29 protein-coding genes and 1 tRNA gene are annotated in these 25255 nt (G+C 38.4%); 19 read left to right on the forward strand and 11 right to left on the reverse strand.

Going from position 1 to position 25255, the window contains the following annotated elements; all coding sequences use genetic code 11:
• From AMDU4_RS03570 to AMDU4_RS03610, 9 genes are all read right to left on the reverse strand, one after another.
• Positions 1–766 (reverse strand): NADH-quinone oxidoreductase subunit H (locus tag AMDU4_RS03570; protein WP_021786614.1); only part of this gene is annotated, 766 nt, incomplete at its 3' end.
• Positions 763–1866 carry an NADH-quinone oxidoreductase subunit D gene (locus AMDU4_RS03575; protein ID WP_021786615.1) on the reverse strand — a complete coding sequence of 368 codons (1104 nt, stop codon included), beginning with the start codon at positions 1864–1866 and terminating at the stop codon, positions 763–765. The genes AMDU4_RS03570 and AMDU4_RS03575, both read right to left, overlap by 4 nt.
• The gene (locus AMDU4_RS03580; RefSeq protein WP_021786616.1) at positions 1866–2321 is read right to left on the reverse strand and encodes an NADH-quinone oxidoreductase subunit C; all 456 of its coding nucleotides are present in this window, start codon (positions 2319–2321) and stop codon (positions 1866–1868) included. Before AMDU4_RS03580 ends, AMDU4_RS03575 begins: the two co-directional genes overlap by 1 nt.
• Positions 2322–2326: 5 nt before the next feature.
• Entirely contained in the window at positions 2327–2791 is a 465-nt protein-coding gene (locus AMDU4_RS03585; RefSeq protein ID WP_021786617.1) for an NADH-quinone oxidoreductase subunit B, read from the reverse strand.
• A complete protein-coding gene (gene ndhC, locus AMDU4_RS03590) occupies positions 2788–3222 on the reverse strand; it encodes an NADH-quinone oxidoreductase subunit A (protein WP_290704091.1) in 435 nt (144 codons plus the stop codon). Before ndhC ends, AMDU4_RS03585 begins: the two co-directional genes overlap by 4 nt.
• A gap of 136 nt (positions 3223–3358) precedes the next feature.
• Positions 3359–5218, reverse strand: a complete 1860-nt coding sequence (gene gatE / locus AMDU4_RS03595; RefSeq protein WP_021786619.1) for a Glu-tRNA(Gln) amidotransferase subunit GatE — start codon at positions 5216–5218, stop codon at positions 3359–3361.
• Entirely contained in the window at positions 5215–5424 is a 210-nt protein-coding gene (locus AMDU4_RS03600) for a hypothetical protein (RefSeq protein ID WP_021786620.1), read from the reverse strand. The genes gatE and AMDU4_RS03600 overlap by 4 nt, the downstream gene beginning before the upstream one ends.
• 49 nt (positions 5425–5473) lie before the next feature.
• Complete coding sequence (gatD, locus tag AMDU4_RS03605; RefSeq protein WP_021786621.1) at positions 5474–6718, reverse strand: Glu-tRNA(Gln) amidotransferase subunit GatD; 1245 nt, start codon at positions 6716–6718, stop codon at positions 5474–5476.
• 31 nt (positions 6719–6749) lie between these two features.
• Entirely contained in the window at positions 6750–7886 is a 1137-nt protein-coding gene (locus AMDU4_RS03610) for an acyl-CoA dehydrogenase family protein (protein ID WP_021786622.1), read from the reverse strand.
• 142 nt (positions 7887–8028) lie between these two features.
• Here AMDU4_RS03610 and AMDU4_RS03615 point away from each other — a divergent pair, with 142 nt between their 5' ends.
• The 9 genes from AMDU4_RS03615 (at position 8029) to AMDU4_RS03655 (ending at position 15779) form a co-directional block, all read left to right on the forward strand.
• Entirely contained in the window at positions 8029–8193 is a 165-nt protein-coding gene (locus AMDU4_RS03615) for an NAD(P)-dependent oxidoreductase (RefSeq protein WP_021786623.1), read from the forward strand.
• A 50-nt stretch (positions 8194–8243) separates the two neighbouring features.
• Entirely contained in the window at positions 8244–8522 is a 279-nt protein-coding gene (locus tag AMDU4_RS03620; protein WP_021786624.1) for an NAD(P)-dependent oxidoreductase, read from the forward strand.
• 4 nt (positions 8523–8526) lie between these two features.
• Positions 8527–9162 carry an isochorismatase family cysteine hydrolase gene (locus tag AMDU4_RS03625; RefSeq protein ID WP_021786625.1) on the forward strand — a complete coding sequence of 212 codons (636 nt, stop codon included), beginning with the start codon at positions 8527–8529 and terminating at the stop codon, positions 9160–9162.
• Between the two features lie 253 nt (positions 9163–9415).
• The gene (locus AMDU4_RS03630; protein ID WP_021786626.1) at positions 9416–10765 is read left to right on the forward strand and encodes a cytosine permease; all 1350 of its coding nucleotides are present in this window, start codon (positions 9416–9418) and stop codon (positions 10763–10765) included.
• Complete coding sequence (locus AMDU4_RS03635; RefSeq protein WP_021786627.1) at positions 10755–11186, forward strand: dCTP deaminase; 432 nt, start codon at positions 10755–10757, stop codon at positions 11184–11186. Before AMDU4_RS03630 ends, AMDU4_RS03635 begins: the two co-directional genes overlap by 11 nt.
• Before the next feature lie 74 nt (positions 11187–11260).
• Complete coding sequence (locus AMDU4_RS03640) at positions 11261–11779, forward strand: nicotinamide-nucleotide adenylyltransferase (RefSeq protein WP_021786628.1); 519 nt, start codon at positions 11261–11263, stop codon at positions 11777–11779.
• A gap of 175 nt (positions 11780–11954) precedes the next feature.
• Entirely contained in the window at positions 11955–12164 is a 210-nt protein-coding gene (locus tag AMDU4_RS03645) for a hypothetical protein (RefSeq protein WP_021786629.1), read from the forward strand.
• A complete protein-coding gene (locus AMDU4_RS03650; protein ID WP_021786630.1) occupies positions 12161–14494 on the forward strand; it encodes a DNA-directed DNA polymerase in 2334 nt (777 codons plus the stop codon). Before AMDU4_RS03645 ends, AMDU4_RS03650 begins: the two co-directional genes overlap by 4 nt.
• 55 nt (positions 14495–14549) lie before the next feature.
• On the forward strand, positions 14550–15779 hold the full coding sequence (locus AMDU4_RS03655; protein WP_021786631.1) for an MFS transporter: 1230 nt from the start codon (positions 14550–14552) through the stop codon (positions 15777–15779).
• 43 nt (positions 15780–15822) lie between these two features.
• Here the strand turns inward: AMDU4_RS03655 and AMDU4_RS03660 are convergent, their stop codons facing one another.
• On the reverse strand, positions 15823–17280 hold the full coding sequence (locus AMDU4_RS03660; RefSeq protein WP_021786632.1) for a phenylalanine--tRNA ligase subunit alpha: 1458 nt from the start codon (positions 17278–17280) through the stop codon (positions 15823–15825).
• A 145-nt stretch (positions 17281–17425) separates the two neighbouring features.
• Here AMDU4_RS03660 and AMDU4_RS03665 point away from each other — a divergent pair, with 145 nt between their 5' ends.
• From AMDU4_RS03665 to AMDU4_RS03690, 6 genes are read left to right on the forward strand one after another with little or no spacing between them, the layout of a single operon-like run.
• A complete protein-coding gene (locus tag AMDU4_RS03665; RefSeq protein ID WP_021786633.1) occupies positions 17426–19246 on the forward strand; it encodes a PINc/VapC family ATPase in 1821 nt (606 codons plus the stop codon).
• Positions 19247–19276: 30 nt separating this feature from the next.
• The gene (locus tag AMDU4_RS03670; RefSeq protein ID WP_021786634.1) at positions 19277–19657 is read left to right on the forward strand and encodes a DUF302 domain-containing protein; all 381 of its coding nucleotides are present in this window, start codon (positions 19277–19279) and stop codon (positions 19655–19657) included.
• 31 nt (positions 19658–19688) lie between these two features.
• On the forward strand, positions 19689–20978 hold the full coding sequence (locus AMDU4_RS03675; protein ID WP_021786635.1) for an oligosaccharide flippase family protein: 1290 nt from the start codon (positions 19689–19691) through the stop codon (positions 20976–20978).
• Positions 20968–21213, forward strand: coding sequence for a hypothetical protein (locus AMDU4_RS03680; protein ID WP_021786636.1), 246 nt, complete (start codon positions 20968–20970; stop codon positions 21211–21213). Before AMDU4_RS03675 ends, AMDU4_RS03680 begins: the two co-directional genes overlap by 11 nt.
• 29 nt (positions 21214–21242) lie before the next feature.
• The gene (gene metG, locus AMDU4_RS03685) at positions 21243–21569 is read left to right on the forward strand and encodes a methionine--tRNA ligase subunit beta (protein ID WP_021786637.1); all 327 of its coding nucleotides are present in this window, start codon (positions 21243–21245) and stop codon (positions 21567–21569) included.
• A complete protein-coding gene (locus AMDU4_RS03690; protein WP_021786638.1) occupies positions 21569–22828 on the forward strand; it encodes a replication factor C large subunit in 1260 nt (419 codons plus the stop codon). The genes metG and AMDU4_RS03690 overlap by 1 nt, the downstream gene beginning before the upstream one ends.
• A gap of 185 nt (positions 22829–23013) precedes the next feature.
• Here the strand turns inward: AMDU4_RS03690 and AMDU4_RS03695 are convergent, their stop codons facing one another.
• Entirely contained in the window at positions 23014–23304 is a 291-nt protein-coding gene (locus AMDU4_RS03695) for a hypothetical protein (protein ID WP_290704094.1), read from the reverse strand.
• Between the two features lie 138 nt (positions 23305–23442).
• Between AMDU4_RS03695 and AMDU4_RS03700 the strand changes: the two genes are divergently transcribed.
• From AMDU4_RS03700 to AMDU4_RS03715, 4 genes are all read left to right on the forward strand, one after another.
• The gene (locus AMDU4_RS03700; protein ID WP_021786639.1) at positions 23443–24030 is read left to right on the forward strand and encodes a 50S ribosomal protein L15e; all 588 of its coding nucleotides are present in this window, start codon (positions 23443–23445) and stop codon (positions 24028–24030) included.
• Positions 24031–24038: 8 nt separating this feature from the next.
• Positions 24039–24119 (forward strand) — tRNA-Ser (locus AMDU4_RS03705).
• Between the two features lie 35 nt (positions 24120–24154).
• Positions 24155–24775, forward strand: coding sequence for a hypothetical protein (locus AMDU4_RS03710; RefSeq protein WP_021786640.1), 621 nt, complete (start codon positions 24155–24157; stop codon positions 24773–24775).
• Between the two features lie 30 nt (positions 24776–24805).
• A complete protein-coding gene (locus AMDU4_RS03715; protein WP_021786641.1) occupies positions 24806–25255 on the forward strand; it encodes an N-acetyltransferase in 450 nt (149 codons plus the stop codon).

Here is a 25255-nt window from a genome sequence, read left to right on the forward strand (position 1 = left end):
CCGAATACTCTGTTGTATACCCGGATATCAGTTCACTGTCACTTTCTCCCAGATCAAAGGGAGAATATGATGCCCTTGCAACCATGGAAATAAAGAATATGAGAAGCCCGAGCGGTTCTATGATTCCATATGGAATAATTTCATTTGCCACTATTCCGGAAAGGCTGAGTCCCCCAGTTATGGCTCCGCCTGTGACATATGATCTTGATGATACTATAACTATTGCCAGTACACTTATCATCATCGGAATTTCAAATGATATATCCTTGGCAACCGCCCTCATGGTACCCAGAAGTGCATAATTGCTTTTTGTGCTTATACCTCCGAGGATTTCCCCAATGGGCAAAATTGAAAGTATTCCGAACATTAATATGAGAGTAACTTTAGAATGGGTAACAGCCAGTGAACCAAAGTATGCCAGATTACCGAATGGAAGCAACATGAATGCCAGCATTGTTGCAATTATGACTATGATTGGAGCAAGCTTATAAGCCATATCATCTCTTCTTTCAGGCATTATGGACTCTTTGCCCAGGAGTTTGAACAGGTCAGCAATTAACTGGAGCAATCCGAATTTTCCTACCCTGTTTGGACCAACCCTTCTCTGTATTCTGGCCATGTATTTCCTGAATATGTAAATTAGAGCCACGAATGAAATCCCTACAAAAATAAGTATAAATATTGTCTGGAGTATATATGCAAGCCCTAAGGATGTGAAATTCCCCAGGAATGAAAGCCACTGATGTATTCTTACCAGCAAGCTCATCTGTCCACCTCCCCAGCTACTGCATCCACAGAGGCAATTGTTGCAATCAGATCGGCTATAAGAACTCCCCGTGTCATTTCAGGAACCACGGCCAGATTTTTGAAAGAAGGGCTTCTGGCATGTACCCTATATGGTTTTACGCCTCCATCTCCACGTATGAAAACACCGAATTCCCCACTCTCAGATTCTACTCTGGTAAAAACATCGCCCTGTCCCTTCAGCAAAAGCATTGCAGATTTCTTTGCCTTTGGATTGAAATATGGGCCATCAGGCAATTTTGCAAGGCATTGTTCTATTATTCTGATAGATTGCCGTAGTTCTTCAACTTTAACAAGAAATCTACCAAGATTATCCTTTGTCTTTGCCACAGGGACTTCGAAATCAACCTTGTCATAGAATAAATATGGAGAATCTTTTCTAATATCATATCCTATTCCGGAAGCCCTTAGCATGGGCCCTGTAACCCCGTAATCCAGCGCAACTTCCGGTTCCAGTATACCGATTCCCTCGTTTCTCTGCCAGAATATCTCACTATCAAGAAGCATTTTTACCATTTCCTCAAGCTTTCCCTTGAATTGAGATATAAACTCCCTGATTTCATTAATGATCTTCTCATTGAAATCCTGATAAACTCCACCGATGCTCATATAATTTACTTCCTGCCTGCCACCTGAGGCTTCTGTAAATATCTTTTGAATTTTTTCTCTTTCGTGGAATGTATGGAAGAACGGGGTAAGCATCCCTAGATCCAGTCCAACTGCCCCTATGCCCACCATTCTTGCCGCAATTCTGCTAAGTTCTGCCATAATCATCCTGATCCACTGTGCCCGTTCAGGGACCTCCATATCCATAAGAGTTTCGACAGCCCTTAGATAGGCAAGTTCCATGTTCATGGCGTCAATGTAATCCATACGGTCAAAGTATATAATGTTGTTAACAAAATAGCTTAATTCGCATATTTTTTCTGCATTTCTATGGAGATAGCCAATAGTTATGTCCACATCTTCCACTGTTTCCTCATTAAGCTTGACTCTGAAACGGTAAATACCATGTGTGGATGGATGCACTGGCCCTACATTCAGTTCTATCCAGTGGGACATTACCAACCCTCCGTCTCATCGAAGCTCACATGCTCATTTCCACTTCTATCCATGCTTACATACTGGACTTTCTTCAGGTCGTAATCCTTTCTCAGTGGATGGCCGGCCCATTCCTCTGGTAACAGTATACGCTTTAAATTTTCATGGCCTTCAAAAATTATTCCCATAAGGTCATACTGTTCCCTTTCATCCCAGTCAGCAGCCTTCCATAGTTTAGTCAATGATGGAACTTTTTCGTCGCTGGTTGAAATTTTCACGCAGATATAATCATTTTTATCGAAATTATGGATATGATATATAACGTCCAAATGGTCTTTCATATCCACACCGGTTATAGATGATAGATAGTACCCCTTACCCTTGTACTCCTCCATTAGTTCTACAAGATCCGATTTGTCAATATTCAGTACCTTCATTCCGGATTTGTCAGTTTCCTCTGATAAAATTTTGTACATTTCTTTCACCTGTCAGTCTCGTTTCTGATTTTCTTCTGCAGTGTAATCAGGCCATAGGTTAGAGCCTGTGGGGTGGGAGGGCACCCTGGAACGTACACATCAACAGGTATTACCTTATCAACACCCAGTACCACCGAATAACCGTCAACATAGGGGCCACCCTGTATAACACAGACTCCCATGGCAATAACATATTTGGGATAAGGCATTTCTTCATATATCCTCTTTACCCTGGGAGCCATTCTTTTTGTAGTTGTACCAGCTACAATCATTAGGTCAGATTGCCTTGGAGAATTTCTGAATATCTCACTTCCAAATCTGGCAACATCAGTATCGGCTGCCTGTGTGGCCATCATTTCTATAGCGCAACATGCAAGACCCATAGTCACTGGCCATAGAGAATTGGACCTTCCCCACTGAAGTGCTTTTTCCAGTGTTGTTGTTTTTATCCCGAGATCACCGGTTTTCATTTCATCCACCTCATGTAACCTTTTTTATAGGCATAGAATACTGCGAACAGGGGCATAGCCAAAAACACTATTGTTTCAAAGAAAGGCACAGCACCCAGTGCATAGAAATCAAATGCCCAGGGAAATAATAAAAGCATATCAATATCAAATAAAATGAAGAGAAATATTATGACATAGTATTGCACTGTAATATGGCCTTCTTCGTATTCAACCGCCACTTCACCACTTTCATATGGCTGAAGGTATGAATCGTCACTTGCTGGAGGATGATCCTGCAGAGAAATATTTTTTGATATTTCTTTCCTGCTGAATTTTATTCCGCCCTGTTTATATCTGTTAGCACCAACGGTCGGGAGGATTTTAAACAGCAGGTATAACGCTAATACCATGATAATTATTGTTATTACAATAGAAGCATATCCTAACATCATTATCAGTATATTTTTCCAGCCTATTTAATTATATCGAACAGTAAGAAAATATGAAATTTCCGGCATTTCTAAATGAAGTTTAATTCATTTATAACATTAAAATTTTTAATATAAAGAGCTACAAAATTTCAAGTTTTCATTTTTTAAATTTAAGTTCCCGGAATATTTTCATAACATCAGGCGGGTTGAATGAACGCTTTGTTTTTTTCTTGAAAAGATATATTAGATTTCTTTCTGTAACATCTTGCTCCGAAATCATTTCTTTTAGAATGTTTATGATTTCTATCTGGTTCAGTATATTTAATTCTTCTCTGTTTTCAAGCTTATCTACAGGAACATGATCCAGAAGATAAATGGACAGAGCCTTTTCCATAGTATTGCGATCCCAGTGATTTTTCTTAGCAATACCCATAATACTGATAATCTTATCATTTGCCGATAATGGAATTCTATTTACCTCTGTATAGGGTTTCCCCAGTATATGGGCCATTTCATTCTCATTGAGTTTTCTGCCGATCTTTTTTTCCATTTCAGGAATAGTCTGCAGAAGAACCCTGGCCAGAAGATGTGGGTCATTGTAATCTTCTACCAGAGCTTCATACAGAGATAGCAGGTTATTATTTATTATTGATTCTGCCTCTACACTGGAAAGGTTAAATTTTTCAGTTAGTTCAACAATTTTTTCCTCCACGGGTTTTGGAATCATTTCCTCGACATCTGCCAGGAGACTTTCTGTTATTTCCACAAGTGGAACATCTGTTTCAGGGTACATTCTCTCCTTACCTGCCAGTGGCCTTAAATACCTGGTTTCGCCGGAAGGTGTTGCCGACCTTGTTTCTTCCAGTTTCATTTTCATTATCTTAAAGAGCCTTTCATCCAGAAGGGGTTTGAGTTTTGCAATATCTGATTTGCTGCCAAGTACAACTATCACTGCATCATCATCCTTCTTTCCTACAGTGGAATACATTGCTTTGAGTTCTTCGTCTGTAATCCCATATGCAGGGAATTCGTCGGAATGCATCAAACCGCCTAAACCAATATTCCTGGCAACGTCTGCAAATTCCCGCCCAAGCTTATAGTTTCCGTGCTTCATAAATCTATGGCATTTAGAAACCTTTGCACACAAAACAGATTTACCTGAAGCGATTGATTTTTTTATCATTGATGAAGCTGTATTTCCGAAAATGTCCGTAATATCTATGAAATCACCTATCTCTGGGGATTTTTCTGAAAGCAGGTCAGAGATTTCCTTTAGAGAGCTTTGCCTCTTTATTTCATATTCTATGGTATCCTTTATGAAGGAAAGTTTTGAAACACCTTTTATTTCAACTCTGCCGAAACCCATGGAAAAGTTAACATCCTGCCTTATGGAATCTACCTCTCCCCTAAAATTTGGCATTGACATGACATAATGCCCAATGGCCTTTGCTGTTTCCATTGCATGATCAGGATCTACTATATCAGGCTCTGTGGAAATTTCAATAAGTGGCACTCCAAGCCTGTCCAGTGAATATTCTACTACATCATTTTTTTCAGATATTTTTCTGCACGCGTCTTCCTCCAGCGTGATTGCTGAAATTCTTACATCACCCCTGGAAGTTTTAACCCTACCGTCCATGCTTATGACTCCAGTTCTCTGGAACCCGGAAGTATTGGATCCGTCAACAACTATTTTCCTCATAAATGATACATAATCAAGGATGTTACAATTCAGGGCACCGGAAATTGCTAGAGCGGTTTTTAATGCGTTGAGATCAGAGAAATGGGGTGGGTCTTCATCGGTTTCTACCAGGCATGAGTTTGTACTTATCCGGTATAAAAAATCCCTGTTTCTGATGGTTTCATACTCAACTGCAGTATCAACCCTGCCCATTTCTCCCATAACCGGAGTCAATTTCCTCCTGAAATAATCCTTTGTGTCTTTTCCTTCGGTGCTGCATGAACAGAACAGTTTATTTCCGTTTAATTGAAAATGTATTTCAAGACCTATTTTCATCTTACACCCCCCAATGAGATCCCATGCGTAAGCGTGGGCAGGAATTGTATAATGTATCTCAATCCCTCACCGTATTTTACCAGTTTAACCTTTTTTATGCTTATATCCATCTTCTTTTCCCCTCCTTTTATAATGATTGATTTTCCATGTGAAGCATTCCCTGATGTATATGTATCTCTCCAATCTAACTTCTGCCTTTCTTTCATGTTTTTCACCGTGTCTTTAAAGTCCACTAATTAACTCCTACGTTGTTCCTCACGGAACAGGCTCCCTGTGTGAGCCGGGGGTAGTTGACTTTAATACGTCCTCTAACTCTCCCCTCAGATTTTTTTGCATCAACTCAACAAAATTATCTGGATAGTTTGCAGAAAGATACATGGCTTTGACCATTGCAGTTTCTGCAAGCATATTTCCCAGGGGGATAGCACCAGCTTTCATCAGTTCCCGGCCAGTGGAGTAAACATTCATATTTACATTGCCAAATATGCACTGGGAAGTCATAAAAAAGGCTGTTTCCTTTGATAACTTCCTTATCACATCTATGATTTCTGCGGATGTATGCCCGAGTCCGGTACCAAGAATGATTACTCCTTTTTTGTTATAAGATAAATTATAGAAATCTTCTTCCCTCATTCCGGGATAAAAGTATATTAAGCCAATATTCGTGTCAAGACGATCCTTAAGAACAATATTATCCGACTCTTTTTCCATTTTTGCCTTTTTATTTACCGAACCATGTGTGTATAATGCCATAATTGACTCATCTATGGACAGAAAAGCATCGCGGCGGCTTGTATGCATTTTCCTCGTTCTCGTTGCACGGTGGAGTGAAACAGAATCATCAGATGTGCCAGAATGCATTGCTATGCCAACTTCTCCGAAATCCATTGAAGCGAAATGTATTGACCCTTCTATGTTAAGGAATGCATCGCTGCTTGGGCGGTCTGAGCTTCTCTGGCTGCCTGTGAATATAATAGGCCTGGTCTGTTCTTCGAACATAAATGACAGAGCAGATGCAGAGTACTGCATGGTATCAGTGCCATGGAATATAATTACTGAATTTTCATTTTTCATTGCGTCCCTGGCCTTTCTTGCGAATTTTATCCATTTTTCGGCATTCACATTTTCGCTGAGGATATTGTCTATATTCTCATGATACAGTTTAAATTGACTGATATTTGGGACATAGTTGTACAGGTATGATATATCCTTGACCGGTTTTACTGCTCCAGTCTTGTAATCAACTGAACTACCTATGGTTCCCCCAGTTGTAAGTATGCATATTCCCCTATCTCCACAACCACCATTTTCAGAAACTGATTTTTGTATTGTGTTCTCTTCTATTTTGTACTCTCTCCTGATTGTGATTGCTTTGCGGTTCATCGTTATATTGTAACCGCTTTCAAGTTTAACTGTTATTGTATTTTCATTGGAACTGATATAGGTTCCTGTATATTCCAGTCCCTTATAGGAAAAATCAATTTTTTGCCCTATTAACATTATACTTCAATGTTTCTGCCATATAAAAACTTTATAAGTTTTTCATAATTTCCCTGGATATTATAATTTTCTGAATTTCGTTGGTTCCCTCGTATATCTGTGTTATTTTTGCATCACGCATATGCCTTTCCGCATTGAAATCGGTTGTGTAACCATAGCCCCCGAATAATTGAAGTGCCCTTTCTGCAACATATACTGCAGTGTCGGATGCATACATCTTGGCAATTGAGGAAAGTTCTACCGTATTCTCATGGTTCTGCCATTTTTCTGCTGCTTCCCTGATAAGGAGTTCTGATGCTTTTATCCGGCTTTCCATTTCAGCAATCATGAACTGTATTCCCTGAAAATCTATAATTTTTTTATTGAACTGTTTTCTGGTATTTATATATTCAAGAGCTTCATGGAATGCAGATTTAGCTATTCCCAGTGCCTGTGCTGCTATGCCTATCCTTCCAGCATCAAGCGTGTCCATTATTACTGAAAAACCCTTATTGTATTCTCCAACTATGTTTGAATCTGGAACGAAAACTTCATGGAAATTCAGTTCAACCGTACTTGAACCCCTTATTCCCATCTTATGTATATCCCGGCTTATCTCCAACCCGGTAGCATTTCCGTCAACCACAAAGGTTGTAATTCCTTTATACCCTTTTGATATGTCTGTTGATGCATCCATTACAAAGAATTTTGCTATCCTGCCATTTGAAATAAATGTCTTTGTACCTGTGATTTTATATCCGCCGCTGCATTTTTCGGCCTTTGTGGAGATCGAGGCAGCATCGCTCCCTGATCCTGGCTCTGTAATAGCAAGTCCGCCCACAGCCCCGTTTTTGGCTATTTCCGTCAAATATTTTTTATTTAATTCATCACTTCCAAACATTATTAATGGCTCGGCAAACAACGTCAATGCCCCATCAAGAACAAGTGCTGTGCTTGGACATGCCTCAGATATAGTCTCAATTGCTTCCACTAGGAATGGAAAACTCAACCCATAACCGCCATACTTTTCTGGTATGTAAGAGGCAAACAGACCCATATCCCTCATTGCCTGAATAATATCTTCAGGAACCTCCATTTTTTCATCTATTTCCCTGGCTCTTGGTTTTATTTTGTTCTCTGCAAGTTCCCTGACGTATTTTAAAACATCCTTTTCATTTTCATTAAGCATATAAGTAAATAATGTTTTATAATAATAGTTTTCTTATCAGAACCTTTAGAATGGAATAAGGAACACCTACTACAGATTTCAATCAGATAGGCTGGAAATTGACTTCGATTATAATATATACCCTTGTGTTTATGCTGTATGTATGATATTCAATATAAAAATATCCGGAAAAAGAATACTATTCGTGGGAGGTGGGAATATTGCGGAAAGAAAAATCAAAAAACTTATTGAAGAATCCCCGAAAATTTCGGTTATTTCACCTGAAGTTACTGATTTCATAAAAATTATGGGAAAAGAAGGCAGTTAGAGATTATTGAACGTGAAATAAGAAGTGATGATTTAACAGAGAACTTTTTCATGGTTATATGTGCAACAGATCGGCCAGAGGTAAATGAAAAAATATCCAATGTATGCGGGAACCTGGGAATTCTGCATGATGATATTAGCAACCATGAAAATTCAGACATTATGATGGCTGCCACTACAGTGGTTGGCGATCTGGCAATTTCCATAAGCACCAATGGCAATGACCCCTCAACAGCCAAACAGCTAAAAAATGAACTTGAAAATGATTTAATTTCGGATAATCATAATTTCGAAAAATACATAAAAATGATATACAATAAAAAAATGTAATAGGATGAAAACAGTGGGAAGTAAGACAATTTTCGAAAATATAGAAGAAATATTGGCACCTGAACACACATTGCTTGTCAACTGGGACATCCAGAACGGATTAGTAAAGAATATTTTTAACAGGGAAGAGTTTGTTTCCAACGTTAAAAAATTGACAGGTAAATCCAGGGATAAGGGGATACCAGTTCTTTATACAAAGATCACGCCGCTTCCATTCAGATATATGGCTTCGTCCAGTATATACAGTTTCATGAAGAGGTTTGGCGTTGATGACCCAACTAAGCTCCCTGTATTCATGGCCCCGGGTTCAAATGATGCTGAGATTTACCACGAAGTGGCTCCTGAAAAGGATGATTATGTGCTTAATAAACACACAGCCAGCCTGTTTATTGGAACAAATGTTGACAATATGCTAAAGAATGCTGGAATAAAAACACTTATTTTTACCGGAATTGCGACAGAAATAGGAGTTGAAACCAGTGTCAGAGATGCCGGCACCCTGGGTTATTATACAGTAGTTGCCTCTGACTCATGCTCATCGCACAGCAAGGAGATGCATGAAGTGTCTCTTAAGTCTATGTCAGCTGTTTCAACTGTAATGGATACGGCATCCATTATTAAAACTCTTGAAAAAAAATAATTTATTTTATAAAATCGATGTAATAAACTCATTATTTATAACTTGAGAACGGTGCAGGGCAAATGATAGTTCATGAAATAAACGGATGTGATGGAACCGGAGTATCCATCTGGCATATTAGTAGATGCATTATCACTATATTCTAATCAACTCTCACTCATTTCCCCTGAATATGGCAGGGGTTTCCAGTTCACGATGTTAAATTACTGAATTCGATAAAAAAAGTAGATATATTATGCTTTAATTAAAGGATATGCAGATAGAACATTCTGATGGCAAAAATTCTAAATTTCTATTCAATGAATTTGAGGCTGTTCCCAAAGAAATGAGGAAAAACAAGTCATCAGAGCTTTTTACACTATGGTTTGCCTCGAATCTCACAATAGGAGATTTTGCCATAGGATTTATTCCTGTGCTTCTGGGTCTTAGCCTCAAAATGGCTTTGTTTTCCATGGTTCTTGGAAGTGTTATGGGGTCATTGCTTGTGGCATTCATGTCTAAAACAGGAACGTTAACCGGACTCCCACAAATGATTCTTGGCAGAAGGGCATTTGGTAAAAATTTTGGTATATTCATGACAGGCCTACAGTGGATGAATACTCTTGGATGGCTCACGGTAAATCTTATACTGGCGTCATTTGCATTCTCTCTTGCTTTTCACATACCATATTATGAAATTTCCATATTGGTAATTGGAATAGTAATATTCTTCATATCAAATTCTGGAAGAAAAGCAATCTCAATTTTTGAAAAATCCATGTCAGTCGTTCTCGGGATTTTATTTGCCATTATAATACTTGATGCAGGATTTCACATAGGCCAGATATATTCCTATAAACCCATATATTTCGGATTCGGTGTGGCATTTGGCATTACACTGGCAACGTCATTTTCATATCTCATGTCATGGGGACCATACGCTGCAGATTATTCCAGATACAATAAAACAAAAAATGCGTTTATTTATACCTTTTCAGGAGGACTTATTGCAACAGTCTGGGCAGAGATAGCGGGCGTATTTATAGCAATAATGTCCTTAAACCCTTCTGGAAACCCTGCCAGTGACCTCAGCCATGTGTTTGGCTCCTATGGGATTTTGGGGTTGATTACCATATTTCTGGGTGGTATCGCAGCGGACGCATTAAATCTCTATTCAAATTCAATTTCACTAAAAAGTACTGGCCTTAAAATACAGCGCATATACTCGGTAGTTTTTGGCATTGCAATAGCAGTAGTGCTTTCTATAGTACTGTACACAAGGTTTTATTCATTCTATGAAGATTTTCTATACCTCCTGGACTACTGGATAACCCCGTGGCTTGGTATAATGTTGGCTGATTTTTTTATTGTGAACAGGTTCCGTGATTTTAATATCAGGTCGGTAGCGGGATTTAATATCCCTGGCATTATGGCATACTTTATAGCACTGCTGGCCTCTATTCCATTTATGGATCCAGGAATTATCTACGAGGGGATAATATCAAAGCTGTATCTAGGCGGAGTGGATATAAGTTATTATATTTCCTTTTTGCTGGCACTTATACTTTATCCGGTAATCACAAAAGTAATTAATAGAGGTACCATACAACGGCATGTTAAATGATTCAGATATAGCAAATTATATAACATTGGGGAAAATAATTACAGAAAATTATATGGAGGAATGCCTGACTCCAAATGGCTATGATCTACGAATTGGGGAACATGACAGAGATACTGCAGTAAAAAATTCATTATTTTTCATATCAAGCCTGGAAAAACTTGCTCTTCCAGATAACATAGTAGGTTCCCTGCATATAAAATCAAGATACGCCAGAAGGGGAATATTTGGCTCTTTTGGCTTTGTTGACGCTGGGTTCAGTGGGAATCTTACAATGTCATTTTATAATTTCGGGGATGATATCGAAATTATGACAGGCATGAAATTTGTCCAGATAGTATTTTACGAGATAAAAAAGCCTGAAAAAAATTATTCCATAAGATCGGGAAATTATCAAAACAGTCATGGAATCAACAGGAAATAACGTAAATATTTTTTCAGGGCAATAAAAATATACTTATCATAAAAATTTATTTACGATATGCCTATTAGGGTTAAATGAAAGCCTTTATAATAGGAAGGTTTCAACCTTTCCATAACGGCCATCTGGCCATAATAAAGCATATACTGGAGCATAACGAGTATGTGGTCATCGGAATTGGAAGTGCCCAGCTTTCACATACACTCATGAATCCTTTCACGGCCGGAGAACGTTATCTCATGATACTGAATACTCTGGAAAATAATGGAATTTCCAATTATTATATAGTTCCAATAGAGGACGTCAACTCAAATCCAATGTGGGTTGCACACGTCGAATCATTGACTCCTCCCTTCCACCGGGTGTATACGAATAATCCCCTTGTCAAAAGGCTTTTTTATGAAAAACAATATGAAGTGCTTTCACTTCCCATGATAAATCGTGATTCATGGTCAGGAACAAGGATAAGGCAGAAAATGCTCAAGGGCGAAAACTGGAAAATTGATGTTCCAAAAACTGTTTACAATATTATGAATGACCTTGACGGCATTAACCGTATAATCGATCTGTCAAAAACAGACGAAGACCCATTATAATGGGTATACTAAATATTCAATTTTTGCATTGTGGTATAAGAATAATAGGACAAAAATATATATTGATTTAAAATACTATATGTAGATCAACTACCCATCTCTGAGGGAAGGGATTCATTCCGTGAGTAATAGCGCAGGAATTGATTAGAGAGCTTTAAAAAATATAGTGAAAAATATGAAAGAAAGGCAGAAGTTAAACCAGAGAGATACATACACGTCTGCGGATGCTCTACATAGAAAATCAATCGTTATAAAAGGAGAAGAAAAGAAAATGATTATAAGCATAAAAAAGGTTAAACTGGTAAAATTTGGTAAGGGATTGAGGTTTACCACACAATTCTTTTCCACACTTATGCAGAGGGTTTTCCTGGAGGATGTAAGATGAATATTAAAATGAGAATCGTTGCCGCCTCATACAGGCAGAGCGATGTAACTGTAGAATTATATGGGCGCACGGATGATAATAAGTCTATCACTGCACTATATTATGGGTTTAAACCATATTTCGAATATGTTGAACCTGATGAGGAATGCATAAGGGAAATAGAAAAAAATCCTGAATATTTACAAATGGAAAATAAAAAATTATTTCTTGATGGCGGAGAAGTAAACGTCAAACGAATATATCTAAAATCTCCCTGGAAAGTCCCGGAATTAAGGAAAATATGCCAGTGCCAGGCACTTGCAGCTGATATACCATTCCATCACAGATTTATCTATGATTTTGACCTTGGGTCTACTGTAGAAATAGAAGGTGAAAATGCAGAAGAAGAAAAAAAGAATTACACAACCGATCTGGTTATTAAAATAAAAACAGTGAAAAAAACAGAGGACTTTAATCCGGAGCTAAAAATATTTTCATTTGATATTGAAAATTCCATTTCCACAAGAGAGATATTCGTTATAGGCTATTCCATATACTTTGATGGCAAAATTAGAGAGGGTTCACTTACAGGAAGTGAACCCGAAATACTGAAAGGTTTTAATGAACTAGTCCAGAAAGAGGACCCGGATATAATTACAGGATACAACATAGATGGTTATGATATGCCCCTGCTGGAGGAACGTATGAAGTTCAATAGAGTACAGTTCAGCATAGGCCGTGATTTTATTTCTCCAAGGAGAATAATGGACCAATACTGGAGGCTTCATGGCAGAGTCATAGATGATACATGGTGGGAAGTGAGGAAGGTTTTGCATCCAAAGCATGAAACACTTAATTATGTATCAAATATGCTTCTAAATGAGGGCAAGGAAAATGTTAACCGGCTGGACATCGAAAATGAATGGAATAACAGGAGGGACGATGTTATCAAATACTGCATTAAGGATGCAAAACTGGCACTTTTAATCTACAGGAAAATAAGAATACTGGACAGGAATCTATATCTTTCCACAGTATCAATGCTTCCACTTGATGATGTCACAAATGGTGGAACAAGCACATATGTTGATTCGTTGCTGATACGCAGGGCCGACAGGGAAAACATAGGCGTACCAATGAGCTCAAGCAAATTTTCCAACGATACCTATGCAGGGGGGTATGTGCATACCATGGATCCCGGACTTTATGACATGATCGTGGTTCTTGATTTCAAGAGCATGTATCCTTCCATGATCATAAAATACAATATATGCTTTACAACACTGAGCCCTGAAGGCACAATAATGGCTCCAAACGGTGCCAGATTTCTCTCTCCTGATGTTAAGAAAGGACTCATACCCGATCTGCTGGAACAGTTAATGAAAAAACGTGATGAAGTTAAAAAACAGATGAGGGAAGACAAAGCAAATTATGAATACTTTGACGGGCTACAGGCTGCAATCAAGGTCTTGATGAATACTTTTTATGGTGTCTTAGGCACGTCATTTTACAGATTCACTAACAGGGATATAAGCAGTGCGATTACAGCCTTTGCAAGACATACAATAAAATCTATAATAGAAGACCTTGAAAAATCCGGCAACAAAGTAATATACGGTGATACAGATTCAATATTCATAGAATCAGGAAAGGACACTCTGGACGAAGCCATAGAGTTCGGCAACAAACTCAGCTCTGAAATCTCCGATAGAGAGAAGCTTATACTGGAATTTGAAAAGATAATGGACCCATTATTCTCACATGGTGCAAAAAAAAGGTATGCCGGGAAAATAGTTTATCCCCCATCTTCGGCAGGTGAAATTCTTGTCAGGGGTTACGAAACCAGAAGAACCGATTCCTTTGATCTCCAGAGCGAAGCTCTCTCCAGAGTATTTGACCTTATCCTCTCAAGGGATGTGGATGGCGCGAAAGGATATGCAGAGAGCCTTATAAAGGAAGTTGCAACAGGAAAAATAGATACCAGCAAACTTGTCATATCAAGAAGTGTAAAGAATTTTTCAGAGTATAAGAATGCATCATCCATGGCAAACGTGAATGCAGCGAAAAAGCTTATTGACAGAGGGGAAATCTTTATTCCTGGTATGAAAGTTTCATGGATTGTCACAGACGCAGGAAAAACACCGCAGGGAGTTGAGCCCTTTATTGATGGCCGGGAATTTACCTATACGCCTGACTATGTCTACTATTCAAAAAGGCTTCAGGAAACATTAAACAGGGTTCTGGAAAGCCTTGACAAGGAAGTTGCTGTTTTCAAGAATCCTCAAAGTAAGATTACGGATGCATTTAACGAGAACCCAAAAAAAAGAAACATAGAAGATTTCTTCAAATAATTTATTAATAAACAATTTAGTAAAAATATAAATATGTTTTTTCACTTATTGGAGAATGAAAAATACAAAGCAATCACTAGTTTTCACATCCTTAGGCCATTTTGCCAATGATGGAAATTTCCTTCTCTTTCCTACACTTATAGCGTATTATAAGGTAATACCACATGTAAACATTGCCTTCCTGGGGGTAATGGCAATAATATATAATCTCCTGTCCGGGCTCCTGGGCCCCTCAATTGGAAAACTTGCCGACAGAATTGACAGGGATGGGGCACTCATATTCATTGGGATATTCATTGAAGGGGTATCTGCCATCATCTTTGGTGTGGCATTTGTTTTTCATGCATATGCCAATTATATAATACTCGTGGCATCGGTTCTTCTAGGTGTCGGGCAGGCATTCTATCACCCAATAGGTGCATCCATACTGGCTTTTACATATGGCAAGATTGATTCATCATCAGCCATGGGCATCAACGGGTCATTCGGCAGCCTGGGCAGGGCTCTCATACCCTCCTTGCTTGTATATTCAATCCTGTTTCTGGGTAAATTTTATGGACTTGTTGCCATTGCCGTATATACATTCATAGCAGCGTTGATAATTTTTTGGGGGCTATCATTTTTCAGGAGAAGCAAATACATCACAATAGATGCCAAAAAACATGGAAAGAAAACAGAAGAGGGAAAAGCCTCTGATGCTGAATACAATAAATACGGCAAATTTCTCTATATACTTACGGCAATTGTTTTTATAAGGTCGTTTTTCCTTATGGGCACAGTTACATTCACTCCGGATTATTTTGACAATATATTCCATTCAAAGGTGATAATGGGAGACATAGTTACAATAAGTTTTCTTGGTGCGGTATTTGGCCAGCCATATTTCGGGAAGATCGTAAAGGATTATGGGGGAAAATTTACCATCGCGGTCACAACAGTTGCATCCACAGTGTTCTTTGCCCTGATGCTGTTGACAGATAATGTATATCTGGTTACAGTTATTTACCTGCTTTATGCAACCTTTGCCTTTACAAGTTTCCCCGTTCTTCTCGGTTATGTTGCCCAGACAATTCCACAGAAATTCTCATCCCGTTCCAATGCCCTGGTCTGGAGTTTTGGGAATATAGTGGGAGGAGCCATAGGTATAGCTATAGTAACACTATTGCTTTATGTCCATGTGGCACTCTACACATCATTTGTTATAATGCTTGTGTTCTCAGTGGTTTCAATAATCATGCTTCCGCTCCTTCCATCTAAAGGGAATCAGAAGGGAACGGCAGCTTGAGTTTTATGGTGAAAATTCCATTTATTAGTTTTTATTGAATTTTTTAAAACCTGATTTTATAATTTTTTAGCCAGTCCAGATCGCTGTTGTAAATCTCCCTTATGTCATTTAGTCCGTAATAAAGCATAGCCAGCCTTTCAAGCCCCAGGCCGAAGGCAAGGACAGGGTCCCTGAGCCCTATAGGTTTTGTGACTTCTGGCCTAAATATCCCTGAGCCACCAAGTTCAACTTCCTTACCATTAATATCAACCGCCACATCCATGCTTGGCTCGGTGTATGGGTAATATGAAGGTATGAGCCTTATATTCTTAAATCCAAGCCTTCCATAGAACTCAGAAAGAAGCCATTTTAGCGTTGATAGATTTACATCGCTTCCGTATACAGCTCCCTCTATCTGGTATAATTCAGATAGATGCTTCCAGTCTACACTCTCGTGCCTGAATACCTTTTCTATGGAGAATATGAACTGCGGCTTTTCTTTGTGGTTGTAGAGATATCTTATGGTATTTACTGTGGTATGTGTCCTGAGAATCAGCTTTTTTGCCTCATCTTCTGACCATTTGTAATTCCATCCTTTATATTTTCCATATCCGTGTTCATGAACTTTTTTAACGATTTCAAGTATCTCAGGATTCTCAAATTCTATAGAGTTTTTAGATTCAACATAATAGGTGTCCTGCAAATCCCTTGCCGGGTGGTCCTGCGGTATAAAAAGCATGTCCATATTCCATCCTGTATATTCAATGAAATGTCCATGCATCTCAGTAAATCCCATCTCCAGGAATATTTTCCTGACCTTTTCAATTAAATAAGTTAGGGGATGCAGCCCGGCGCCATTAAGCGGCTCAACTCTTGAATTCAGGTCGTAGGGTCGAAATTTCATTTCCTTCCACTTTCCGGATGCAATGAGTGCGGGTGTAAGTAGTTCTATATAATTGCCGCTTCCATAGTTTTCCACTGCTATTATTCCCTCTTTCTTTATATTTATTATTCTTTTCGCATATTTTCGTTTTGATACAAGCCCCCTGTGAATAAATTCATCGAGTGCTTCTCCGTCTGGAGTTTTTCCTTCCATAATTTCCGATAGTTCATTCTTTTTTTTATTGAAAATGGTAATAAGATTTTCTCCCGAATATGACATTTCCCCACTGGAGGGTTTAATTCCCAATTTGGCCATATTTGCTATGGCTATCCTGTAATCTTCCTTAAGATAATTTTTTATTTCATCCATGGAGCATTTTTTCCGTTCCTCCAGTAATTTATACAGTTTCTCCTCTGGGAATCCGTTTTCTATATATTTTTCCCCCTCTTCTGTTACAGTGAAATAATCATAATAAACTTTTTTTGCATCAATCAAATTTTTAAACTCCAGATATGATACAGCGCTGGATACAATACGCCTGTCGCTGTCTATATTTATTGAATCCTCTGGAACATCTTTACGGTCTTTTATAAACTCTAAAACCCTGTACTCATTCAGGCTTATTTCAGTTTTTTCCATTACACCTTAAATAGTTAGCTCTATTAAATAATTTTTGAACATGCCAATGTTTGCCTTATAAATTATTAATATATTGAAAACATCGTATATTTCAATGTTCCAACTTATTTGAAATTATTTAAATAATAATACACCATTATCTATTGTGGATTACGTACCAGATACATCAGTCATAGTAAGCGGGAAATTTAGGGAATACATAGTCAAAAAGAAAGATGCTAGGGTTATACTTCCAGAAGCAATGATAGCAGAGATTGAGCATCAGGCAAATGAGGGGAGATCAATTGGTTTTACGGCCCTTGAGGAGCTGAAGAAATTAAGGGAGTTATCCAATTCGGGTAAAATTTACATTGATATAATGGGAAACCGCCCCATGGAATGGCAGATAAAAAATGCCCATAGCGGTGAAATAGACAATATAATTAGGAATCTGGCTCTGGACAATGGAGCTACACTGGTTACAGGCGATCACATCCAGAGCATTATAGCCTCAATAAAAGGGATTAACGTCATTTACATTAAGGACGAGGAAAAGGATGTAAAGGATATTCAGGAATTTTTTGATGAAAACACCTCATCCGTACACCTAAAGGCTGGAATGAAACCTCTTATAAAGACGGGTAAACCGGGGGAAGTTGTCCTGAAAGAACTTGATTATATAGTACCATATGGCGAACTGGAGAAAATAGCCTACAATATTGTTCAAAGGGGCAAATTTGAGGATCAATCATTTATTGAAATGGATATGTTTGGGGCAACTGTGATACAGCTTAAAAATCTGCGTATAGTCATAACACGGCCTCCATTCTCAGATATAATGGAAATAACTGCAGTAAGGCCTGTGGTCAAAACATCAATAGAGGATTACCAGCTTGACAAAAGGGTAATGGACAGGCTTCAAAACAAGGCTTATGGAATACTTGTCTCTGGGTCTCCTGGAGCCGGTAAAAGTACATTTGTTACAGCCCTGGCTGAATATTATGCATCCATGAGTAAGATTGTAAAAACCATGGAAAAACCAAGGGATTTACAGGTAAATGACAGTATAACACAGTACACATCGCTGGAGGGCGACATGGAAAAAACCGGGGATATACTCCTTCTTGTCAGGGAAGACTATACAGTTTTTGATGAAATGAGGGTGACATCTGATTTCAAGGTTTATTCAGATTTGAGACTTGCAGGAGTAGGCATGATAGGCGTTGTACATTCCACAAGGGCCGTAGATGCCATACAGAGATTCGTAGGAAGAATAGAACTGGGATTGATACCTCAGGTTGTGGATACTGTTCTTTTCATAGATGGAGGGAAAGTATCACAGGTACTGACAACAGAATATCAAATAAAGATACCATATGGCCTCAATCAGGAAGATTTGGCAAGGCCTGTAATAGTTATAAGAGATTTTCTCAAAAACAAGCCGGTAAGTGAAATATACACATTCGGAGACCAGGTGGTCGTAATACCTGTTGGAAATGAGAAAAACGGCGCAAATCCACTCTTTGCACTTGCAGCATCAAAGATAAGGGATGATATGATGAGGCTTCTGGACACCGATCATGTTGATGTTCAAATTGTTTCAGAGGGAAGGGTTATAATTAAGGTTCCTGACGCAAAAATTCCCAGATTGATAGGGAGAAAGGGGGAAACAGTAACAGGCCTCGAAAAATCATACGGGCTTAAAATAGACGTTGACACACTTTCTGATGATGTAAACGTCATGCAGGATGCAATAATAGAAATCAAAAACAAAACCATATTCATTGATGTGGGGTCAAGAAACAGGCCAGTAAAATTATATGTTGATGGCATTGCCATGCTGTCTGCCCGGAGTTCTTCAAAGGGAATGATCAAACTCAGGATGAATAGCGACACTGGCAATACTGTATATAAATATATAAAACAGGGCAAGAAACTTCAATATATGGTAACAGACGAACCTGAATTAAATAAATCTACTAACTGAAGTTTATATATTTTTTTGCAATACATTATTATGTATTCATACGAAAAAACTTTTAACAAAAGTGCTGAAGACATATTTGGGCAACTCCATAAACTTCTGAAAGAGGCTAACTGGATTATCCTTTCATATGTTGATGTAAAGGAAATATTTACGAAGATGCAGAAAACCATAGAACCCTATTACATTCTTGATGTGTGTTATCCACCTGCTGCAGTGGAACTTTTACATGACAATATTGACATTGGAGCATTTATTCCATGCAAGGTTGTCATTATACAGCATGGAGAAAAGACAAAACTCTTAATGCCAAAACCATCTGTTCTATCTAAGGAATACCTTGATACTGATGGCAAGATAGCAGAAAAATACGAAAATGCGTTGATTGAGATGATAGATAAGATAAATTCATAAAGTTTATTGGTGGGATTTATATGCACTCCTATTGATTGCGAAGAAATCCCCACTACTGGTTTTCGGTCAGGTTATAAATTCCCTATTCGGATATATTGGTCTATTTTTCATTATAAGGTTTGTCGGTCTGCAGGCATGGGGTTATCTGAGTTTTTCACTGGCATTTATAGGTGTGCTGAGCATAGTTGGAGACCTGGGCTATGGGACGGCCCATTTGAGATACCTCTCATCGGGCGAATACAATGAAGGTGTGTGCAATGGCACATTTCTTACCATAAGAACAGTACAGACTATGGTTACAATAGGCATTGTCCTGGGTTCTCTCTTTGTCTGGATAGATATATTGCATAGGGGTTTTGAAAGCAATGTGGAAATATATACTATTATACTGCTTCTCCCATATTTCTTCTTTGCAAGATTGAAGGATGTGCCAGTTATATATTACAACGCCAGGCTAAAATCTGCCAGAATGTCTATTCCACAGATAATAGAGGCACTGGTGAGAAATTCCCTGTTCATTCTCCTTGGAATCGTGTATCTATTCAGAATTCCTGGATATAATACAGTAGGTGCTGCAATTGTAATGGCAATAATTTATAGTTTTTCCTATTTCATGTTCTTCTTGATATCTGTACTTTTTGGGCGTCCATGGAAAGTAAACAGGCCTTCCATGGATCTATTCAAAAAATATACAAAACTTGCATATCCACTTGCACTTGCTGCTGTTATAGGTTCCGTCAGCGGAAACATAGACAAGGTTCTTATTGAATTTTACTGGCATGCCGTGGCAACTGGAGCCTTTGCAAGTCTGCAGCGCATATCCGGGCCTATTGCAACATTTTCCGGTACAATAAGCATATTTTTCATTCCACTGCTAATGAAGAGCAGAGGTTCAAATGATAAAAAATTCAAGGGAGATATTTCAGCATTTGAACGAATAATATCCATTTTTATCTTGCCACTTGTGATTATTTTCATAGCCTTAAGAGTATATGTTGTTAATCTATGGTCTGCTGCCCTGATTCCATATGCAAATATACTGATTTTCCTGTCCATAGCGTCTTACCTTGTGGCAATAAACAGTGCATATTCTTCAAGCCTGGTGGCACGTGGGCTCACGAACCAAGATAGGAAAGATTACTGTTGCCACGCTTATAGTGAATATTTCCCTGGATATGCTCCTGATACCACCAGATATATTCGAAATACGCTTCTTCTCTCTGGGGGTTTTAGGCGGTGCCGTCAGTACCTTTATTGCCCTGGCTTTCGAGGCAATAGCATACAGAATCACTGTGGTAAGGGCGGAAAGCATGAAGCCTGATTTAAGAATATTCTATCAGCTTATACCATCATCTGCCCAATTCCTGTTTCTGTTTGGTGTAACCATGTTCATAAAGGTATACGACATTTTATTGTTTATTCCTGTTGCCGTAGCATCTGTTATTATATTTCTGGCATTTGCCATTCTGATAAAAGAGATAACCTTCGCGCAGATAATGACATTTATAAGTGCTTTGAACCCCTTCTCCTTTGGGAAAACATTTCATAATGAATAAGTTTATATTGAATAGCTAAAATACAGGATATGGAAGAGATAAGCGTAGATGAATTCCATAGGATAGATATCAGGGTAGGAAATGTAGTAGAATGTGAAAAGGTCGAAAAATCCAGAAATTTATTGAAGATTATTGTTGATTTGGGAGACCAGAAGAAACAGATTATTTCCAGTATCTCCAACTGTTATTCTCCGGAAGACATGCTTGGGAAACAGCTTGTTGTAATCAATAACCTGGCTCCTGCAAAGTTTATGGGCCTGGAAAGCCAGGGGATGCTTCTTGCCGTTGAAGATGAAAAAGGTGTGTCACTTTTAAAGCCTGATAGGGATGTTGCCCCAGGCACGAGGGTGCATTAATGTCATTTGCTGATGAATACCGTCCATCAGACATGAATAGCCTGCTTTTGAGCAGTGAAGCACGCCATGCCATGATCTCATGGATAGATTCCTGGTTGAATCATTCAGAAGTTAAAAAGGCCTTAATACTTTGGGGGCAGCAGGGCATTGGAAAAACAAGCGCTGCCTATGCACTGGCTAATTATGCACACCTTCCGGTTGTAGAAATGAATGCATCGGAACAGAGAAACAGAGAAAGTATGAAAAAAATAGCTCTCATGGCATCCGAGTACAGGGATCTTCTAGGGGATGCCAGCAAAACGCCTGACAGGCTTATACTTATTGACGAGGCCGATAACATATTTGAATCCAGAAACAAATCAACTGGAGGAGACACAGGTGGCATGTCTGAACTTCTGGACATAATAAAAAATACAAAGAATCCAGTTGTAATCACCATGAACGATTATTATTCCTTTAAATCAAAGAATAGTGCAAGGGATATAATTTCCAGATCAGTAGATATAGAAATGACGCCCTACAGAAGAAAAAACGAGGTTAACTATAAAGCATTCTTTACAGGTGTTCATAAGGTACTGAAAGACATTGCCCATAAAGAAAATATACACATAACCGATTTGCAGATAGATGGAATTATCAAATCAAATGAGCCAGACATTAGGGCTATGATAAACGATCTGTACCTGTATAAATCCACGGAAAATGACTATGGAGGAAATAGTAGGGACACAAGAGAATCCATATACTATTTAACATCTGACACATTCAGGAAACCAGATTACAATGCTGTTCTTTCATCCCTGTACAGAATGGATGAGGATACTGATTTTTACATGAAATGGATAGATGAGAATATACCCTATGAATACACAGAACCTGAAGATATTAACAACACATACAACATTCTTTCACTTGCAGATGTTTACTACGGAAACAGATTCAAGGATTTTTCCCTTGCCGCATATGCAATGGAGATTACCGGCGGTATCTCACTGATAACCAAAAACAGAAATAGCCACTATGTTAAATACAATTTTCCGTCATACATCAAGAAAATGTCCATGAGGAAGAAGAACTTCGGAACATATAATGAAATTAACTTTGCAGGCAGAATGGGTGCCATTTCCCATACTTCCTCTGGGACAATATCCAGAAATATGTGGTTTTATCACATATTAAAGCAGAAGGATAAAAAATCCTATGCATTTTTATCCATGGTTCTAGGGTTATCAGAGAAGCAACAACACACAAGTCCGTAGCTCTGTGAACCTACAGTCAGGCATGATTGAGTGGGATCTTGGAATTCTAACATCAACATGCACAACGTGGAAAATCAATCATTATAAAAGGAGGAGAAAAAAAGATGGACATAAGCACTACGAAAGTTAAACTGGTAGCATAGAGTGGGGATTGAGGTTCACTACACAATTCCTCCCACGCTTTCTCAGGGGGTGTCCCTGGAGGGAGTGAGATGAATATTGTTTTCCATGGTATACGACAAAGACTTTTTGCATTTTTTTATTGTTCCGCTCACTGTTACTATATTTCCACCCTTCTTAGTGATTAAACCACAAATAGTGGATTTGTTTAACTGGTTGCACAGGTATATGGAAAAGTTTCCCTTTTTGTATTTTCTTTTTATCTCATAATAATTATATAAATACTTATCCATTTTTTCCGATTCAGATTCCCAGAATACAAGGATATATCTTTTCCTTATTACAGACCCTTTCAATAAATACGTAATAGCTCATTACTATTTTGAGTTTATCATATCTTGCTATATTCATATAACGAATTTATTCCCTGCCATAATTAAATAAAAATCTATAAATATCATTTATAAATGAAGTAGCAACTAAAAGTGAATAATATGGAAACTTCATACAGCTTAATCAGAAATGAATGGAAGCATCTAAAAAAATCAAGCATATACGGGCTCCAAAAGGAAAGGATGATATCGTGGAGAAGGGGAAATGCCATAGAGAGAGTGGAATATCCCACGAGACTGGACAAGGCCAGAAACGTTGGATACAAGGCAAAGGAAGGATATATAGTAGTAAGGGCTAGAGTCAGGAGAGGCGGTCAGCATAAACCCAAGATAATGGGAGGAAGAAGGCCAAGAAGGCTTGCATATACAAAGATGACGTTAAAGAAGAATATTCAGGTAATAGCTGAAGAGCGTGTTGCTGATAAATATCCCAACACAGAGGTTCTTAATTCTTATTATGTTGGTGAAGATGGGCTTTACAAATATTATGAGGTAATACTGGTGGATAAGGCCACTCCGGCAATCTACAATGACAGGAAAATTTCATGGATAGTTGAGCCCCAGAACAAGGGCCGTGCATATCGTGGTTTGACATCTGCGGGATATAGGAATAGGGGTCTTGGCCATGGAAGACTTGGTAGCGATAAGAGCAGACCTTCCATAAGATCCAACGGGAGACTCCGCAAGTAATTTTTAATGCCACGGTGGCCCAGTGGTACGGCGCCAGCCTTGAGAGCTGGTTCCCTTGTGGATCGGGTGTTCGAATCACCCCCGTGGCGTTTACATCAGTTTATTTTATGTTTATGGTGATCTCATGGATGATCTGGATAAATTAAGGAATGGAGCTATTGATTTTCTCTTTAATGTTGATATAATACGAGATTGTACATATGTCAGCAGGGATGATTTTGAGCAAGGCAACCTGGAATACGAAGACCTGGAATATCAGGACATAAATATGCTTTTTACTGTAGATGATTTTACCGTCCTGAACCTCAAGGGCAATGGGGGCAGTGTAGATAAGCTTATTATTAATTTCAATGGAATACATGGAGATGATCCACAAACTTTTGACGATGTCCAGTTTTACAGAGAAAAATACTCGGATGTGCTGGAAAGGGAAGATAATATTTCACTTATAAATATAATTCCTCTTAGAACTAACAGAAAGGAAACATTTCTGAACCTCTTCGAAAGAACAGAATTCAATGGGATTATCACATTTGATTACATAATTGGTTCACTTTTCAGGATCTATATATTGCCTGTTATAGATATTGTAAAACCCAAAGAGGTTCTTGTGTTTGACAGTATGCTAAAGAACTCAATACAAAAACTGCTGGAATCAGATGGTGCTATCCGCCTTCCAATACTATTATTCGATGACGTCTCCCAGTACGGGGAAAGTACAGGCTATGGTGAAAATGGCAATTAAACTATATATCCAAGCGTGTAATTTCTTTCCATGCAGGTAAGACCCTACAGGAGGCAGGACTTCCATGATATTGCCATTATTGAAAAAATGGCCTTTGGAACAGGTGCATATTCCAGTTTAATGCTCAGGAAAATATTAAACAGTTCGAAGGGCTTCACACTTGTCCTTGATAACGGTTCATCCCTGCATGGATATGCCACAATGGAACCAGTAGATGTTAATGTGATAGATATAGAAAGTATAGGGATACTGCCGGAGGATCAGGGGAAGGGATACGGATCGCTTCTCATTTCTGCAATGGAAAATGAGGCAAAACGCAGGTCATATTCTATGGTGGTGCTAGAGGTAAGGGAAAGGAATGATCAGGCCATAAAATTCTACAAACATCATGGATATGAAATATTCGAATTCATAGAGGGATATTACAATATAAGTTTTAACGATTCAAAAAATGCATACAGAATGAGAAAAATTATATAA

The sequence above is a fragment of the Ferroplasma sp. Type II genome (genome assembly GCF_000496155.1).

Bases quoted from the DNA above. Each gene is read 5' to 3' on its own strand.
- AMDU4_RS03575 (WP_021786615.1), bottom strand. From the start codon at position 1,866: ATGTCCCACTGGATAGAACTGAATGTAGGGCCAGTGCATCCATCCACA.
- AMDU4_RS03580 (WP_021786616.1), bottom strand. From the start codon at position 2,321: ATGTACAAAATTTTATCAGAGGAAACTGACAAATCCGGAATGAAGGTA.
- AMDU4_RS03585 (WP_021786617.1), bottom strand. From the start codon at position 2,791: ATGAAAACCGGTGATCTCGGGATAAAAACAACAACACTGGAAAAAGCA.
- ndhC (WP_290704091.1), bottom strand. From the start codon at position 3,222: ATGATGTTAGGATATGCTTCTATTGTAATAACAATAATTATCATGGTA.
- gatE (WP_021786619.1), bottom strand. From the start codon at position 5,218: ATGAAAATAGGTCTTGAAATACATTTTCAATTAAACGGAAATAAACTG.
- AMDU4_RS03600 (WP_021786620.1), bottom strand. From the start codon at position 5,424: ATGAAAGAAAGGCAGAAGTTAGATTGGAGAGATACATATACATCAGGG.
- gatD (WP_021786621.1), bottom strand. From the start codon at position 6,718: ATGTTAATAGGGCAAAAAATTGATTTTTCCTATAAGGGACTGGAATAT.
- AMDU4_RS03610 (WP_021786622.1), bottom strand. From the start codon at position 7,886: ATGCTTAATGAAAATGAAAAGGATGTTTTAAAATACGTCAGGGAACTT.
- AMDU4_RS03615 (WP_021786623.1), top strand. From the start codon at position 8,029: ATGATATTCAATATAAAAATATCCGGAAAAAGAATACTATTCGTGGGA.
- AMDU4_RS03620 (WP_021786624.1), top strand. From the start codon at position 8,244: ATGGTTATATGTGCAACAGATCGGCCAGAGGTAAATGAAAAAATATCC.
- AMDU4_RS03625 (WP_021786625.1), top strand. From the start codon at position 8,527: ATGAAAACAGTGGGAAGTAAGACAATTTTCGAAAATATAGAAGAAATA.
- AMDU4_RS03630 (WP_021786626.1), top strand. From the start codon at position 9,416: ATGCAGATAGAACATTCTGATGGCAAAAATTCTAAATTTCTATTCAAT.
- AMDU4_RS03635 (WP_021786627.1), top strand. From the start codon at position 10,755: ATGTTAAATGATTCAGATATAGCAAATTATATAACATTGGGGAAAATA.
- AMDU4_RS03640 (WP_021786628.1), top strand. From the start codon at position 11,261: ATGAAAGCCTTTATAATAGGAAGGTTTCAACCTTTCCATAACGGCCAT.
- AMDU4_RS03645 (WP_021786629.1), top strand. From the start codon at position 11,955: ATGAAAGAAAGGCAGAAGTTAAACCAGAGAGATACATACACGTCTGCG.
- AMDU4_RS03650 (WP_021786630.1), top strand. From the start codon at position 12,161: ATGAATATTAAAATGAGAATCGTTGCCGCCTCATACAGGCAGAGCGAT.
- AMDU4_RS03655 (WP_021786631.1), top strand. From the start codon at position 14,550: ATGAAAAATACAAAGCAATCACTAGTTTTCACATCCTTAGGCCATTTT.
- AMDU4_RS03660 (WP_021786632.1), bottom strand. From the start codon at position 17,280: ATGGAAAAAACTGAAATAAGCCTGAATGAGTACAGGGTTTTAGAGTTT.
- AMDU4_RS03670 (WP_021786634.1), top strand. From the start codon at position 19,277: ATGTATTCATACGAAAAAACTTTTAACAAAAGTGCTGAAGACATATTT.
- AMDU4_RS03680 (WP_021786636.1), top strand. From the start codon at position 20,968: ATGAAGCCTGATTTAAGAATATTCTATCAGCTTATACCATCATCTGCC.
- metG (WP_021786637.1), top strand. From the start codon at position 21,243: ATGGAAGAGATAAGCGTAGATGAATTCCATAGGATAGATATCAGGGTA.
- AMDU4_RS03690 (WP_021786638.1), top strand. From the start codon at position 21,569: ATGTCATTTGCTGATGAATACCGTCCATCAGACATGAATAGCCTGCTT.
- AMDU4_RS03700 (WP_021786639.1), top strand. From the start codon at position 23,443: ATGGAAACTTCATACAGCTTAATCAGAAATGAATGGAAGCATCTAAAA.
- AMDU4_RS03710 (WP_021786640.1), top strand. From the start codon at position 24,155: ATGGATGATCTGGATAAATTAAGGAATGGAGCTATTGATTTTCTCTTT.
- AMDU4_RS03715 (WP_021786641.1), top strand. From the start codon at position 24,806: ATGCAGGTAAGACCCTACAGGAGGCAGGACTTCCATGATATTGCCATT.